This is a genomic window from Klebsiella sp. GL120222-02 (assembly GCF_003097195.1).
Lineage (GTDB): Bacteria > Pseudomonadota > Gammaproteobacteria > Enterobacterales > Enterobacteriaceae > Klebsiella > Klebsiella variicola.
In genome coordinates, this window is sequence record NZ_QEQO01000008.1 from 149,187 (window position 1) to 164,054 (window position 14,868).

General features: G+C 56.8%; 15 protein-coding genes. 10 read left to right on the forward strand and 5 right to left on the reverse strand.

The features are described from left to right. Positions 1-3: 3 nt before the first annotated feature. The 4 genes from ada to mgtE all read left to right on the forward strand — a co-directional run bounded on the left by ada (position 4) and on the right by mgtE (position 5,031). On the forward strand, positions 4-1,068 hold the full coding sequence (ada, locus tag N438_RS21785) for a bifunctional DNA-binding transcriptional regulator/O6-methylguanine-DNA methyltransferase Ada (RefSeq protein ID WP_008803979.1): 1,065 nt from the start codon (positions 4-6) through the stop codon (positions 1,066-1,068). Next, the gene (alkB, locus tag N438_RS21790) at positions 1,068-1,721 is read left to right on the forward strand and encodes a DNA oxidative demethylase AlkB (protein ID WP_008803980.1); all 654 of its coding nucleotides are present in this window, start codon (positions 1,068-1,070) and stop codon (positions 1,719-1,721) included. Before ada ends, alkB begins: the two co-directional genes overlap by 1 nt. A gap of 74 nt (positions 1,722-1,795) precedes the next feature. After that, positions 1,796-3,439 (forward strand): multidrug ABC transporter permease/ATP-binding protein, encoded by a 1,644-nt coding sequence (locus N438_RS21795; RefSeq protein ID WP_064323974.1) that lies wholly within the window; start codon positions 1,796-1,798, stop codon positions 3,437-3,439. Between the two features lie 155 nt (positions 3,440-3,594). Then, complete coding sequence (mgtE, locus tag N438_RS21800; protein WP_012541001.1) at positions 3,595-5,031, forward strand: magnesium transporter; 1,437 nt, start codon at positions 3,595-3,597, stop codon at positions 5,029-5,031. Here the strand turns inward: mgtE and N438_RS21805 are convergent. Then, positions 4,994-6,154: a SulP family inorganic anion transporter gene (locus tag N438_RS21805; protein WP_088717737.1), complete on the reverse strand. Its 1,161-nt coding sequence runs from the start codon at positions 6,152-6,154 to the stop codon at positions 4,994-4,996. The two genes, mgtE and N438_RS21805, sit on opposite strands and share 38 nt — an antisense overlap. A gap of 358 nt (positions 6,155-6,512) precedes the next feature. Here N438_RS21805 and mqo point away from each other — a divergent pair, with 358 nt between their 5' ends. Next, on the forward strand, positions 6,513-8,147 hold the full coding sequence (gene mqo / locus N438_RS21810) for a malate dehydrogenase (quinone) (RefSeq protein WP_012541003.1): 1,635 nt from the start codon (positions 6,513-6,515) through the stop codon (positions 8,145-8,147). 64 nt (positions 8,148-8,211) lie between these two features. Here the strand turns inward: mqo and eco are convergent, their stop codons facing one another. From eco to N438_RS21830, 4 genes are all read right to left on the reverse strand, one after another. Continuing rightward, positions 8,212-8,703: a serine protease inhibitor ecotin gene (gene eco, locus N438_RS21815; protein WP_012541004.1), complete on the reverse strand. Its 492-nt coding sequence runs from the start codon at positions 8,701-8,703 to the stop codon at positions 8,212-8,214. A 152-nt stretch (positions 8,704-8,855) separates the two neighbouring features. Further along, entirely contained in the window at positions 8,856-9,965 is a 1,110-nt protein-coding gene (locus N438_RS21820; protein ID WP_012967534.1) for an AI-2E family transporter, read from the reverse strand. Between the two features lie 348 nt (positions 9,966-10,313). Then, positions 10,314-10,502, reverse strand: a complete 189-nt coding sequence (locus N438_RS21825) for a hypothetical protein (RefSeq protein WP_008803987.1) — start codon at positions 10,500-10,502, stop codon at positions 10,314-10,316. A gap of 70 nt (positions 10,503-10,572) precedes the next feature. After that, positions 10,573-10,782, reverse strand: a complete 210-nt coding sequence (locus N438_RS21830; protein ID WP_116696508.1) for a YdgH/BhsA/McbA-like domain containing protein — start codon at positions 10,780-10,782, stop codon at positions 10,573-10,575. 333 nt (positions 10,783-11,115) lie between these two features. Here N438_RS21830 and N438_RS21835 point away from each other — a divergent pair, with 333 nt between their 5' ends. Genes N438_RS21835 through N438_RS21855 form a run of 5 tightly spaced genes read left to right on the forward strand, consistent with a single transcriptional unit; the run spans position 11,116 to position 14,701 of the window. Beyond that, a complete protein-coding gene (locus N438_RS21835) occupies positions 11,116-11,856 on the forward strand; it encodes an amino acid ABC transporter ATP-binding protein (RefSeq protein ID WP_008803988.1) in 741 nt (246 codons plus the stop codon). 8 nt (positions 11,857-11,864) lie between these two features. Continuing rightward, positions 11,865-12,563: an ABC transporter permease subunit gene (locus tag N438_RS21840; RefSeq protein WP_008803989.1), complete on the forward strand. Its 699-nt coding sequence runs from the start codon at positions 11,865-11,867 to the stop codon at positions 12,561-12,563. A gap of 9 nt (positions 12,564-12,572) precedes the next feature. After that, on the forward strand, positions 12,573-13,325 hold the full coding sequence (locus tag N438_RS21845; protein ID WP_012541007.1) for an amino acid ABC transporter permease: 753 nt from the start codon (positions 12,573-12,575) through the stop codon (positions 13,323-13,325). Then, a complete protein-coding gene (locus N438_RS21850) occupies positions 13,315-14,157 on the forward strand; it encodes a transporter substrate-binding domain-containing protein (RefSeq protein WP_012967538.1) in 843 nt (280 codons plus the stop codon). Before N438_RS21845 ends, N438_RS21850 begins: the two co-directional genes overlap by 11 nt. 4 nt (positions 14,158-14,161) lie before the next feature. Beyond that, on the forward strand, positions 14,162-14,701 hold the full coding sequence (locus N438_RS21855) for an L-2-amino-thiazoline-4-carboxylic acid hydrolase (RefSeq protein WP_008803992.1): 540 nt from the start codon (positions 14,162-14,164) through the stop codon (positions 14,699-14,701). Positions 14,702-14,868: the final 167 nt, after the last annotated feature.

Below are 14,868 nucleotides of genomic sequence, written 5' to 3' on the forward strand. Positions count from 1 at the left end.
GTCATGAAACCGATAGTTGCCGATACCGATGACCGCCGCTGGCAGGCGGTCTGCGAACGTGATACCCGGGCCGATGGTCAGTTTGTCTTTGCGGTACTGACCACCGGTATCTGCTGCCGCCCTTCCTGCCGCTCGCGTCGTGCGCGGCGGGAAAACGTGCGCTTTTTTGCCGACGTCGCCGCTGCCGTGGCGGCGGGGTTCCGCCCTTGCAAACGCTGCCAGCCGGATAAAGACGATCCGCAGCAGCAAAGGGTCGACAAAGTGGCGCAGGCCTGCCGGTTGCTGGAGCAGGACGCGCCCCTGACCCTTGAGGCGCTGGCTCGTGAGCTGGCGGTCAGCCCGTTTCATTTCCACCGTTTGTTTAAATCCGTCACCGGTATGACCCCCAAAGCGTGGCAACAGGCGTGGCGCGCCCGACGTCTGCGGGAAGCGCTGGAGCAGGGGAACACGGTGACCCGCGCCGCGCTGGCGGCCGGTTTTCCCGACAGCAGCAGCTATTATCGTCAGGCCGATGCGGCATTAGGCATGACGGCCCGTCAGTTTCGCCGCGGCGGCGCCGCCACCGTGGTGACCTGGACCACGGGCGACTGCGCGCTGGGCCGCTGTCTGGTGGCGCAGAGTGAGCGTGGCGTTTGCGCCGTTCTGCCGGGCGATAACGATACGGCATTGCTCGACGACCTGCGCCAGCGCTTTCCCAACGCCGAGTTGCGCCAGGGCACCCCTGAGTTCCGTCGCCAAATGGCCGAGGTTTTCGCCCACCTCGACGACAGCCGGCGGCCGGTATCGCTGCCGCTGGATCTGCAGGGCACCGCCTTTCAGTTGCAGGTCTGGCAGGCGCTGCGGCAGATCCCGGCGGGCGAGACCCGCAGCTACCGCCAGGTGGCAGAGCATATTGGTCTGCCACGAGCAGCAAGAGCGGTGGCTGGCGCCTGCGCGGCGAATTCGCTGGCGGTGATCGTTCCCTGCCATCGGGTGGTACGGGAGGGCGGCGCGCTGTCCGGTTATCGCTGGGGAACGGCGCGGAAAGCGCAGCTGCTGGCGCGCGAGGCCCAATACGAGGAGGAATAATGCTCGATCTGTTTAGCGATACGCCACCGTGGCAGGAGCCGCTGGCACCCGGTGCGGTGGTGCTCCGACGCTTCGCCCGCGAGCGCGCCCCGGCGCTGCTGCAGGCGATTGCCGATGTCGCCCGCCAGTCGCCATTTCGCCAGATGGTCACGCCGGGCGGATACACCATGTCGGTCGCCATGACCAACTGCGGCGCGCTGGGCTGGACCACCGATCGCCACGGCTACCTGTACGACCCGGTCGACCCGTTAACCGATCAAACCTGGCCGCCGATGCCTGCCGTATTCCGCGAACTGGCGCTGGCGGCAGCCGCGGCCGGCGGCTATCCGAACTTTTCCCCCGACGCCTGTCTGATTAACCGCTATCAGCCGGGCGCAAAACTGTCGTTGCATCAGGATAAAGATGAACAGGATCTGCGGGCGCCGATCGTCTCGGTCTCGCTGGGTCTGCCGGCCATCTTTCAGTTTGGCGGGTTGCAACGCAGCGACCCGCTACAGCGGCTGCTGCTGGAGCATGGCGATGTGGTGGTCTGGGGCGGCGAGTCGCGTCTGTTTTATCATGGTATTCAGCCGCTGAAAGCCGGGCATCACCCCGAAACGGGCGACTGTCGTTACAACCTCACTTTTCGGCAGGCGGGCAGTCGCCAGTATTAAAATAAGAATTATTCTTGATGTCATCGGCGAGCCGTTTAAACTGCTGGCTGTTTTGCTTTTCCGGATAGCCTGTTATGGAACTTCTCTCTCTCGTCTGGCGTCAGTATCGCTGGCCGTTTCTCGGCGTGATTGCCCTCAGTCTGCTCAGCGCCGCGCTGGGTATCGGCTTAATCGCCTTCATTAACCTGCGCCTGATTACCGCTGTCGATACCTCGCTGCGGGTCCTGCCGGAGTTTCTAGGCCTGCTGGGGCTGCTGATGGCGGTGACGCTGGGCTCCCAGCTGGCGCTGACCACCCTCGGCCACCATTTTGTTTATCGCCTGCGCGGCGAATTTGTTAAACGCATCCTCGATACTCAGATTGAACAGGTGGATAAGATCGGCAGCGCGTCGCTGCTTGCCGGGCTGACCAGCGATATCCGTAACATCACCATCGCCTTTGTGCGCCTGCCGGAGCTGGTGCAGGGGATCATTCTGACCTTCGGCTCTGCCGCCTATCTGGCCTGGCTGTCAGGCAAAATGATGCTGGTGACGGCGCTGTGGATGGCGCTCACCATCTGGGGCGGTTTTGTGCTGGTGTCGCGGGTGTACAAACATATGGCCAGCCTGCGCGAAACGGAAGATAAACTGTATCACGACTACCAGACGGTGCTGGAGGGGCGCAAAGAGCTGACCCTCAACCGCGAGCGCGCGGAGTATGTGTTTAATCAGCTCTACCTCCCGGACGCCCGGGAGTATCGGCACCATATCGTTCGCGCCGATACCTTCCATCTCAGCGCGGTTAACTGGTCGAATATTATGATGCTTGGCGCCATCGGGCTGGTGTTCTGGATGGCCAACAGCCTCGGCTGGGCCGATACCGCCGTGGCGGCGACCTATTCCCTGACGCTGCTGTTTCTGCGCACGCCGCTGCTCTCCGCCGTCGGCGCGCTGCCCACCTTGCTCAGCGCCCAGGTGGCGTTTAACAAGCTGCGCCAGTTCTCTCTCGCCCCATATCAAGCCGAATTTCCCCGGCCGCAGGCGCATCCTGACTGGCAGACGCTGGAGTTGCGCGATGTCACTTTCCATTATCCGGACCAGCGCTTTGCGGTAGGGCCGCTTAACCTGACGCTGAAACGCGGCGAGCTGGTGTTTCTGATCGGCGGCAACGGCAGCGGCAAGTCAACCCTGGCGATGCTCCTGACCGGCCTGTATCAGCCGGTTTTCGGTCAGATCCTCGTGGACGGCCAGCCGCTGGCGGCGGATAAACCGGAGGAGTATCGCAAACTGTTCTCCGCGGTGTTTACCGACGTCTGGCTGTTTGACCGCCTGCTCGGGCCGCAGGGAGAGGAGGCCGATCCGGCGCTGGTGGCAACGTGGCTGGAGCGTTTGCAAATGGCCCACAAGCTGCAGCTGGAGAACGGGAAAATCGCCGACCTCCGGCTGTCGAAAGGGCAGAAGAAGCGCGTGGCGCTCCTGCTGGCGCTGGCCGAGTCCCGGGACATCATTCTGCTGGATGAATGGGCGGCGGATCAGGATCCGCATTTCCGCCGCGAGTTCTATCAGGTGCTGCTGCCGCTGATGCAGCAGATGGGGAAAACCGTGTTCGCCATCAGCCATGACGATCACTATTTCCAGCACGCCGATCGCCTGCTGGAGATGCGTGCCGGCCAGCTGTCCGAGCTCACCGGGGAGGAGCGGGCGCAGGCTTCCCGCGATGCGGTGGCCCGTACGGCCTGATGCTCGCCGCGAGCCCGGGGGAAAAGCTGGGCGCCACGCCGCTGAAATTTTCAGCGACTACATTGCTGGCGGTTATTATTTCCCCCTCCTCGCGCTATGCTTAAGGCTTCCGGCCCGCAGGCCGGCTCACTATTCTCAAAAGGATTGCCCGATCGATGTCCGTTTTGCATAAAAAAAGCGCCCGCTTACGTGACGAAGAGCGCGCCCGTCTGATTTGGCTCTTGAGCACCGATAAAGCAGTGACCTCCGCGCTGCTGGGCAAACTAACGCTGGCCGAACGCTATGATGAAGGCACGCTGGCCGATGACCTGGCGGAAGTCGAGATCCTGGTCTCGCATCTGCCGCCGCCGGATCTCGCCGATGCGCTGGAAGCGCTCCCCTATGACGCCCGTACCGCGCTATGGTGCCTGGTACCTGACGATAAACGCGGCGAAGTGCTGCTGGAAGCCTCAGAAAATGTCTGGGGCGACCTGATCGACAAGATGAGCGACCCCGAGCTGCTGCAGGCGATGCAGCCGCTGGATATCGATGAACAGGTTTACCTGCTGCAGCATCTGCCGCGCAACCTGACCGGACGGCTGCTGGCGACCCTGCCGGCCGAGAAGCGTGCCCGTATTCGCCAGATTATGCGCTACGCCGACAACAGCGTCGGGTCGATCATGGAGTTTGAGGTCATTACGGTGCGACCGGAGGCCACGCTGGCAGCGGTGCAGCGCTATCTGCGGCGTCTGGGTAAAATGCCGGAAAACACCGATAAGCTGTTCGTCACCACCCGTAACAAGCTGCTGCTCGGCGAGCTGGAGCTGCAGACCATTCTGCTCAACGATGCGCAGAAGCGGGTAGGGGAGGTGATGGAGGGCGATCCGGTCACCTTTCAGCCGCACGAAGAGGCGGAGAAGGTGGCGCGCACCTTCGAACGTGATGACTTGCTCAGCGCCGCCGTCATTGATGCCGATGGTAAGCTGATCGGGCGACTGACCATCGATGAGATCGTCGATGTGGTCTATGAAGAAACCGATAACGATCTGCGCCGGATGGGGGGCCTGAGCGATGAAGAGGATGTCTTCGCCCCGGTCAGCAAGGCGGTGAAAACGCGCTGGGCGTGGCTGGCGGTCAACCTGTGTACGGCGTTTATCGCTTCCAGGGTCATCGACGGCTTCGAACACACCATTTCACAGCTGGTGGCGCTGGCCTCGCTGATGCCGATCGTCGCCGGGATCGGCGGCAATACCGGCAACCAGACGATCACCATGATCGTCCGGGCGATGGCGCTACAGCAGATCCAGCCCGGCAGCTTTACCTTCCTGATCCTGCGTGAAATGGGGGTCGCCCTGATTAACGGCCTGGTATGGGGCGGGATTATGGGGGCCATTACCTGGTGGCTGTATGACGATCCGCAGCTCGGTGGGGTGATGACGCTGGCCATGATGCTCAACCTGCTGATGGCGGCGATGATGGGCGTGATAATCCCGATGGTTATGGTGAAGCTGGGGCGCGACCCGGCGGTCGGCTCCAGCGTGATGATCACCGCTATCACCGACACCGGCGGCTTCTTTATTTTCCTTGGTCTGGCGACGCTGTTTCTGATGTAGCCTGCGCCTTCGTGCGCAGGCGGCGGGGGATGAGCGCCATGGCGACGATCCCCGCCAGCACGCCGATCGCCAGATTGCTGGTTCCCACCGTCGCGGCGACGGTCACCAGCATCACCAGCGTTTCCGGCCACGGATTACGCACCAGTTCGCCCGGGCGAATACTATGCCAGCTAAAGGTTTTCACCGCCACAATCACCATCACCCCTGCCAGCACCGCCATCGGGATCTGCGCCATCACCTGGCTGAGCGCTGTCACCAGCAGGAGCAGCACCAGACCGGCGATCACCGTTGAGAGACGGCTGCGGGCTCTGCCCATCTCCACGTTAACGATGGTCTGGCCGATCATCGCGCAGCCGGCGATACCGCCATAACAGCCGGCAAGGATATTAGCGATACCCAGCCCGGCGCTTTCCCGCGATTTGTTCGACGGGGTATGGGTGAGATCGTCCACCAGCTTAGCCGTCAGCAGGGACTCCATCAGACCGACAAAGGCGATACTGAGGGCGCACGGCCAGATAATCTGCAGTGTCGCCAGGTTCAGGGGGACGGTCAGGGCAGTGAATCCCGGCAGGCCGCCGCTCATCGAGCCTTCATCGCCGACGGTGGGCAACTGCTGGCCAGTGGTGACGGTATAGAGAGTGAGCGCGACAATGGCGATCAGTGGCGCCGGGACGGCCTTAATGAAGCGCGGCGCCCAGAGGACGATAAGCAGCGTCAGGACGAACAGGCCGACGATCAGCGGCTGGCGACTCCAGAAGTGCGGTACCTGAGCAAAGAAAATCAGGATCCCGAGGGCATTGACGAACCCGGTCATCACTGCCGGGGGAAAAAAACGCATCAGGCGCGCCATGCCGCACAGACCAAACAAAATTTGAATCATACCCGCCAGAATGACCGCCGGCAGAATGTAGCCCACGCCGTACTGATGCACCATTGGGCCAATGACCAGCGCCACCGACCCGGCAGCAGCCGTCACCATTGCCGGGCGCCCGCCGAGGACCGACATCGCCAGGCAAAGCACCACCGAGGCAACCAGGCTGACCTGCGGGTCAACACCGGCAATGACCGAAAACGAAATAACTTCAGGGATTAACGCCAGGGCGGTAAGCACGCCGGCCAGCACTTCGCGCGTCAGTAACGACGGGGAGCGGAGGATGGGGCGCAGATTGCCGGAAGCGGCGGGGTCAGAAACTGGGGGCATAAAAAAAGTTCGCAGCTTATAAAAAAGAGGGAGCGGTGGCAGGCCCTGCTTCCGTGCGGTCTGTCACAAAACCGAGGATGATAGCGCGGAATCCCCAAGGCTACCAGTACAAAAAGTGATTTGGTGTATACATTTATTAAACATTTTTATAACGGATCTCAAAACAGAACTTAAAATTTAAACAATATTTAAATTTTTGAGCTTCGGTGGTAACGTGAGTGGTGAGAATCGTATCACCTGCGCTAAATAAAAACAGCGAGTAAAGTAAGGCTCAAATCCGATGAATAAAAAGATGGCCGTACCACGCTCACAGGCGGTTGGTCCCAACAGCACTCGGACCAACACCCGCCATGAGCAAGAGACGGATGTATTGTTGATTGGCGGCGGCATTATGAGCGCCACACTGGGAACCTGGCTGCAGGAGCTTGAGCCAGACTGGTCTATTACCATGGTTGAGCAGATGTCCAGCGTGGCGGAAGAGAGCTCAAACGGGTGGAACAATGCGGGTACCGGCCACGCGGCGCTAATGGAGCTGAACTACACGCCGCAGACCGCCAACGGCATCAATATCGACAAAGCGGTCGACATCAACGAAGCCTTCCATATCTCGCGTCAGTTCTGGGCGCATCAGGTGACGCGCGGCGTCCTGAACAAACCAAAATCTTTCATTAACAGCGTGCCGCACATGAGCTTTGTGTGGGGCGAAGATAACGTCAACTTCCTGCGCGCGCGCTATGCGGCGCTGCAGCAGAGCGAACTGTTCCGCGGTATTCGCTATTCTGAAGACCATCAGCAGATCAAAGCCTGGGCGCCGCTGGTAATGGAAGGCCGCGATCCGCAGCAAAAGGTGGCCGCCACCCGTACTGAAGTGGGAACCGACGTCAACTATGGCGAAATTACCCGCCAGCTGATCGCCGGCCTGCAAAAGCATGATAATTTCTCCCTGCAGCTGGGTACCGTGGTACGTCGCTTCAAGCGCAACGCCGACAAGAGCTGGACGGTCACTCTCGCGGATGCCGACAACCGTCGTCAGAAGCGGGTCATTAAAGCGAAATTCATCTTTATCGGCGCCGGCGGCGCGGCGTTGACGCTGCTGCAGGAAACCGGCATTCCACAGGCCAAAGAGTATGCGGGCTTCCCGGTCGGCGGCCAGTTCCTGGTCTGCGAAAATCCGGAGGTGGTGAACCACCATCTGGCGAAGGTTTACGGCCAGGCCGAAGTGGGCGCGCCGCCGATGTCGGTGCCGCACATTGATACCCGTATTATCGACGGTAAACGCGTGGTGCTGTTCGGGCCGTTCGCCACCTTCTCGACCCGCTTCCTGAAGAACGGTTCATTGTGGGATCTGCTGGCCTCGACGAATACCTCGAATATTCTGCCGATGCTCAACGTCGGTCTGGACAACTTCGATCTGGTGAAATACCTGATTAGCCAGGTGATGCAGAAAGATAAAGATCGCCTGGCGGCGCTGTGCGAGTACTATCCGGAAGCGCGGAAAGAGGACTGGCGGTTGTGGCAGGCCGGTCAGCGCGTGCAGATTATCAAGCGCGATGCGAAGAAGGGCGGGGTACTGCGCCTCGGTACTGAAGTGGTGAGCGATGACGAAGGCACTGTCGCGGCGCTGCTCGGCGCATCGCCAGGCGCCTCCACCGCGGCGCCTATCATGCTGCAGCTAATGGAAAAAGTGTTTAAAGACAAAGTCAATTCGCCGGAATGGCAGGCCAGGCTGAAGGCCATCATCCCGACCTACGGTATTCGCCTTGACGGCAACCCGGCGGAGATTGAGAAAGCGCTGGCGTGGACCAGTGAAGTGCTGGAGCTGAAATATGAGCCGGCCGCGGTGGCGGATGAAGCCCCGCAGGCGGAGCTGAAGCCGCTGAGCGGTGGTAAGCCGATGGCGGATATCGCGCTCTGACAAACGCTCTGACAAAAACGGCAGCCTGCGGGCTGCCATTTTTTTGTCGGTTTGATGGGTCGACTTAGCGGACGACGGCGTTACCGATGGTTTCGTCGGCGCGCCAGATGCGATATTTCACATCGACATTGGTCGGCGCGTACACGACAATCGGCAGCTTGCTGTTGTAGCGCAGCATGGCATCATCGCCGAGACCGGCAGTGACAAATTTCTTCTCTTTCTTGCCATCCGGGCAGGCCATCATGGTAGAGACCGGGCCGCTGAGCTTATCAAAGACATAGTAGTCATAGCCCCAGCCTTCCAGGGTTTTGCTTTCCAGCTTCCCGCCTAAACGATGGTGGTTGCAGTCAACTTCCAGCGTCTGGCCGATTATCAGCTCAACCTTCAGCGCTGACTCATCCTGCTGCTGCGGCAGCTGAATAACCTGACGCTTCATGCCTTTTTCCGCTTTCGGGAACGGCGCGACTTTTTCCAGCGGCTGGTCTGCGGCCTGGGCGCCAGCGGACATGCAGGCGGCGGTCAGCAGAGAAACGGCTAGCGTAGTGATTTTTTTCACGGTTGATCATCCTTTATTTTCGTTCCTGACTGATACAGCCTATCATTGCTTTGCTGAATGTTAAGTTTTATTTACTAATTTTTTCAAAATGAATGGTGTTATGTACTGGTGTGATGCCGTGTCGCACCTTGCGCCACGGCGGCCCATGAAGCTTATTCGTTGCGGCTATTTTTCGCTTCCTCAATGAATTCTTCATCTATTTCATCGGTATTACCGGCATGCTCTCGTCCCGACAGCAGGTTCCAGCAAGCGATAAACAAGGCGGCAATCAGCGGCCCGATAACGAATCCGTTGATACCGTAGATCTCCATGCCGCCCAGCGTGGCGATAAGGATCAGGTAGTCCGGCATTTTGGTATCCTTGCCCACCAGCAGCGGACGCAGAATGTTATCCACCAGGCCAATCACAATCACAAAGAAGCCGACGATAAAGGCGCCCTGCCACAGCTGCCCGGTGGCGAAGAGGTAAATCGCCGCCGGCACCCAGATAATGGCCGAGCCTACCGCCGGGATAAGCGACAGGAACGCCATCAGCGCACCCCACAGAATGCTGCCGTCCAGACCGGCAACCCAGAAGGCAAAGCCGCCCAGCGCCCCCTGCGCCAGCGCCACGGCCACGGTGCCTTTTACCGTGGCGCGGGCGACCGCGGCGAATTTAGCGAACAGGTGCTGCTTCACATAGCTCGATAACGGCAGAGATTCGAGAGTCAACAGCACCAGGTAAGGCCCATCCTTCAGCAGGAAGAACAGCAGGTACAGCATAATGCCGAAGCTGACGGTAAAGCCAAAGGTGCCTTTACCAATCAGAAACGCGCTGCCGGCCAGATACTGGCCGCTTTTCAGCGCAACATCGGAGAGCTGCTGCTGGATCTGCTGCGCGCTATCGAGGTTGTGCTCGGCAAGGAAACCTCTGGCCCAGCCGGGGAGGTGAGCAAACAGACTGGCGACCACCGTCGGGAACTGAGTGTCGTTATGCTGAAGTTTGCTATACACCACGTTCAGCTCGTAGGCCAGCGACGAGAGGATGATCGCCAGCGGCGTAAAAACGATAAGGCAGATGATGACGATGGTCAGCAGCGCCGCGAGGCCATTGCGCTCGCCGAGGCGAGTGCGAATCTTGTTTTTGACCGGATTAAAAATCACCGCAAGGATCGCGGCCCAGAGGATGGCGGAATAATAGGGTGAGAGAACATCAAAAAAGGCCAGGGTTACAATAAAGACGATAAGGATGAAAAATCCTTTGGTAAGTCCATTAACTCTCATGTCATCCGCTCCTGCTTATGAGTCATACAGTCGAATGATAGATGCTACGACGTAATTTACCATCTGGATAGTCGTACTCTATAACAGAGGGGAAAAAGTGGATAAAAGCCCTGGCAGAAAACCCTGCGGACGCTATTGAGTAAAACAGACAACTTCTGCTTTCAATGCCTGTCCGGTACGCATGATGAAAGCAGTGTTATCTGCAAAATGTGCTGTCAGGAAGCAACGAGGTGTAGAAGCGTAGTATATCGATACGGCAAAAGCGGAGGTTATGGCGGATAATCCATGGTCAAACGGGCAGAAAGAAAGCGCGCAGCGGATATTTCCACGCGCGCCTTATGCAGTGTCTTACTGAAGATTGCCTGCGGTCAGGCTCTCTTTATCAAAGGCATGGCTGACATCAATATGATTCTGATGCATCGATGTATCGATATTTGAACCCGCCTCCGGATGCGTCTGGCTCTTCTCTGCGGCCATCACGCCGGACGAAAGTGTAGCGGCCAACAGCAGTGCGGTGACTACGCCGATATTTTTCATATTCTGTTCCTTATTTCATCGTGTTGTCGCTGTCGCCTGTTTCTTCCGGCGGCCCGGCAATGTGGCGATTTTATTTCGTCAGCTCAGCGGTCATATGTACGCGGTTATTGAATTGAGCGCTGGTGATTTTGTAAGACGCGCCTTGCTCTGCGGCCTGCGCGGCAATTTTGGCTTCTGCGCGGTCCAGGGTGGAAGCGCTGGCGCTGATGCTCTGAGCAAAAGTACTGAAAGAGATCATAGAGAGTGCGGCAACTGCAACGAAAGTTTTGATGGATTTCATGGTCGTATTCCTTAAGTGTTTTGTCAGTGTTGGAGCGTTGTTGCCCCGATGTGATAAATGATAGGCTGACGGTTGGATGATTAAAATCGAAACAATTTGCTTTCATTGTTCAGTAAATTTGAATAATCATTGTCAAGTATTGCCATCCAGTTTTGTTAAGAAAGCTAAATTACAATTCAGCCTCATTGTCATAACAAATATATAAAAAGTTATTTTTTAACTTTCGATAGATGATTTTCTTGTTTGCTATCATCTGAACTGCAGCAATATAGTTTTTAGGCAGCAATAAGCGCCGGCGTGCGGCAAATAAAAATTATCCACGAATATTTAATTATGATAACTATTAATAAGATCAGTAAAAGCTTCTCCGGTGAAAGAGTGCTAAAAGAGGTCTCGCTCAGTATTCATTCCGGCGAGATTATTTGCATTATTGGCCCCAGCGGCTCAGGGAAAACCACGCTATTACGTACGCTTAATTTCCTGGAGCCTGCCGATAGCGGGCAAATAAGAATAGATGATGTGGCGCTGGATTGCGCAAAAGCGGGTAAAAAGGAGATTGAAAAGCTACGGGCGAAAACCGCCATGGTTTTTCAATCGTGGAATCTCTTTCATAATCTGACCGCACTGCAGAATATTACCGAAGGCCTGATTTACGCTCAAAAGCGCCCGCGTCAGGAGGCGCAGGATATTGCTGAACAACTCTTAAAGCAGGTGGGGTTATTGCATAAAAAAGACAGCTATCCGCACAGTCTCTCCGGCGGCCAAAAGCAGCGTATCGGGATTGCGCGGGCGCTGGCAATTAACCCCGCCGTTCTGCTGCTGGATGAGCCGACTTCCGCGCTGGATCCGGAAAAAGTTGGTGAAGTGCTGGAGCTTATTCAGACGATTGCCGCTGCGGGTCAGACGATGATTATCGTGACCCATGAAATGGCGTTCGCCCGCCAGGTCGCTTCCCGGGTGGTATTTATGGAAAACGGCGAAATCGTTGAGCAGGGCCCGGCGGAACAGATATTTGGCGCAGCACAGCAGGGGCGAACCCGGGCGTTTCTGGCGCAACTGCACTATCATGCCTGAGGCTAATGATGAACAATAACCCGCTCTTTAACTGGCAGGATATCGCCGGAATATTGCCGAAACTGCTGGAAAATTTACCCGTGACCCTCGGGATAACGCTGGCATCGCTGCTGCTTGGTTTGACGATCGCGCTGCTGATTGTGCTGCTGCAGTTTAGTCGCTTTAAGCCGCTCAGCGCGGTGGCAAACGGGTATACCGACATTCTGCGTGGCGCCCCCCTGGCGCTGCTGATCCTGCTGTTTTTCTTCGGCGGAAAATTAATTTTGACTGCGCTGGCGCTGCCGCCGCTATGGATTAGCGATACCACCTTTGCGGTGTTGTCTATTTCGGTCAGCATCAGTCCCTATTTTGCAGAAATGATGCGCTCCGCGTGGCGTGCGGTGGATACCGGCCAGAAAGAGGCCATCATCAGCCTCAATATTCCCTGGCATAAGGGAATGCTGCGGATTATTTTTCCCCAGGGGCTCATTATTGCCATTCCCGTTTTTGGTAATCTTTTAATTAACCTCGTGAAGATGACCTCACTGGTCAATATTATTGGTATTGTAGATATTTTTGGCCGTGCACAAAAGATTTCGCAAAATAGCTATGGGGCTAAACAGGTTGCGGCGTTTATTAGTGTTATTATCGTTTACTGGGTGCTGAATAGTATTATTCTCTATTTTACCACTCGTATTGAAAAGAAGTATCAGTTCCTGCTGGAGTGATAGATTAACATGTTTAGCCTGGCGTTCATTCGGGACAATTTTACGTTTATTTTAAGCGCGCTGCCGGTTACCCTGGTGATAACGTTATTGTCCTTACTCTTTTCCACTCTGCTGGGCGCGGCGCTGGCGTGGGTGATTATTCGTCAGGTTCCCGGGGTTCAATGGGGGGCGAAGGTATTTCTCTCCTTTAGCCGTTCGGTCCCGGTACTGGTGATGCTGTATTTCTTTTTTTACGTCTGGCCGTGGATAGCCGCCGGGCTGTTTGGCGGCCCGCAGGATAATATGTACCACTATAAACTCTCGCCACTGGTGGCGGCGGTCACCGCGCTATCGCTGATTTTCAGCGCGTATTTCGCCGAAACCTTTCGCGCAGGCTGGAACGCGGTTGATAAGGGGCAGCGCGAGGCCGCATGGTCAATTGGGCTAAGCGGGTTCACGCAGTTCCGACGCATTATTTTTCCGCAGGCGGCAGTATCCGCACTGCCGAACTTCACCAGCGTGCTGATCGATCTGATTAAAGACACCTCGCTGGTTTACACCATCACCGTTATTGATCTGATGGCGAAAGCCAATATCGCCGCCGCGCGCGGGTTTCATTTTGTCGAAGCCTATTGCGTCGTGCTGGTGATTTATATCGTGCTGTGCCTGGCAATTGCCAGAGCATTGCGCAGTGTAGAACGGTTTCTGCGCGCCCGCTGGCAAGGAAACGTAAAAAAGAGTGTTCCACGGTTATCATTTTGGGGAAGGTATTTTGAAAAATAAAATTTTACTGGTGAGTGCGCTGACGTTGGCAATGGGAATTAACGCCGCACAGGCGGTTGAAAAAAGTCCGCACGCGAAGACGATTGAGGTTGTCGTTAACGCTAACGGTTTTCCCTTTAGCTTTGTGGACGATAACAACAATATTACCGGCTACGATGGCGATCTGTTAAAGGTGCTGGACCAGCGGTTAACCGACTATACGTTTCATTTTAATGCGGTCTCGCGCGACGCGATGATCGTCGGCCTGTCGACCGGCGCGTATACCCTTGCGGCGGATCACTTTTATCTCACCAAAGAGCGGGCGGAAAAATATGACCACTCCGGCGAGCCGACCGGGATCAGCGATTTACGCCTGATTGTACGTAACGATGAGAACGATATTCATCAACTCGGCGATCTCGCCAGCGGTAAGAAAAAGCTGGTGCCGATTCACACCTCCGACGCCCGTTATACGGTGATTGAAAACTACAACAAAAAACATCCAGGCCAACAAATTAACCTGCAGCCCAACGGCGAGCAGTCCGCCGCCGATATCTTTAAAGCGGTCGCTTCCGGGGAATACGATGCGGCGATTTATCCCATTGGTGCGCTACTGGCGTTAAATAAGGCGCTAAATCTCAATCTGAAAGCTTCGGATTCCGTCGGCCTGTTTCCTAACGTCTATTTGTATAAAAAAAATACCGACCCGCAGTTGATCAAAGCGATTGATGCGCAGTTGGTTGCCCTGAAAAAAGACGGCACGCTCGCTGAGCTCTCACGGAAATGGTACGCCGAAGATGTGTATGCCCTGCCGGGCGCCAGCGACGTCAAAGTGAATACCGACTGGGAATAAACGCATGACGCAAATAAGCTCGGAGCCGGCGCATAACGCCGCCACCTTAAACGATGAGGTGACCCTGGCGCTGCGCGCCATTACTGAAAAACGCGCGGCTACCATCGGTTACCTGTTGGACGAAAGCCGACAACGTCATATCGCGGATGATTTTGCGCGTGAAGCCATACGTCACTATGGCCGCGATATCGGGCATAAGCTGCGTGCGCAAATGCGCGATCGCCAGGATTTGCAGGAGTTTGCCGGGCTGTTTACCCGCGGTCTGGAATCTCAGGTTTATGAGATGGAGCCCGTTAGCGCCAGCCGGGCTGAATTTATCGTCCTGTTTCACTACTGTCCTTACGTTAACTGCTGGCGGCAGCAGGGGCGGGGCGCCAGCGAAATTGAGACGCTATGCGATATCTGCATGGAAGGCGATCATGCGTTAACCGACGCGTTTCCGGGGCTGCGTTTAGAGGTGCAGACCGCGCTGGCTCGCGGTGATGCCGCCTGTCGGCTGCGTTTTTATCAGTCAGAGTCGCATGAGGCGGAATGGCAACCTTAAGTGGGGGCCACGCAACCAGTTTATTAATCAGCCAGAAGCGGCGATTCAGGCACTGAGCGGGCAAAAGCTCACCACGGTTGACGGCGACGTTGACGGACGGATTTATCCCACTGACGGAACGGGGATTCGCGTTGCCGACCCGGCGCGACAAGGCCGGCGCTTCGGTG

Coding starts and splice junctions, on each gene's coding strand:
- N438_RS21840 (WP_008803989.1), top strand. CDS start 11,865: ATGAACAATAACCCGCTCTTTAACTGGCAGGATATCGCCGGAATATTG.
- N438_RS21855 (WP_008803992.1), top strand. CDS start 14,162: ATGACGCAAATAAGCTCGGAGCCGGCGCATAACGCCGCCACCTTAAAC.
- mgtE (WP_012541001.1), top strand. CDS start 3,595: ATGTCCGTTTTGCATAAAAAAAGCGCCCGCTTACGTGACGAAGAGCGC.
- mqo (WP_012541003.1), top strand. CDS start 6,513: ATGAATAAAAAGATGGCCGTACCACGCTCACAGGCGGTTGGTCCCAAC.
- ada (WP_008803979.1), top strand. CDS start 4: ATGAAACCGATAGTTGCCGATACCGATGACCGCCGCTGGCAGGCGGTC.
- N438_RS21825 (WP_008803987.1), bottom strand. CDS start 10,502: ATGAAAAATATCGGCGTAGTCACCGCACTGCTGTTGGCCGCTACACTT.
- N438_RS21845 (WP_012541007.1), top strand. CDS start 12,573: ATGTTTAGCCTGGCGTTCATTCGGGACAATTTTACGTTTATTTTAAGC.
- N438_RS21795 (WP_064323974.1), top strand. CDS start 1,796: ATGGAACTTCTCTCTCTCGTCTGGCGTCAGTATCGCTGGCCGTTTCTC.
- N438_RS21830 (WP_116696508.1), bottom strand. CDS start 10,782: ATGAAATCCATCAAAACTTTCGTTGCAGTTGCCGCACTCTCTATGATC.
- alkB (WP_008803980.1), top strand. CDS start 1,068: ATGCTCGATCTGTTTAGCGATACGCCACCGTGGCAGGAGCCGCTGGCA.
- N438_RS21820 (WP_012967534.1), bottom strand. CDS start 9,965: ATGAGAGTTAATGGACTTACCAAAGGATTTTTCATCCTTATCGTCTTT.
- N438_RS21835 (WP_008803988.1), top strand. CDS start 11,116: ATGATAACTATTAATAAGATCAGTAAAAGCTTCTCCGGTGAAAGAGTG.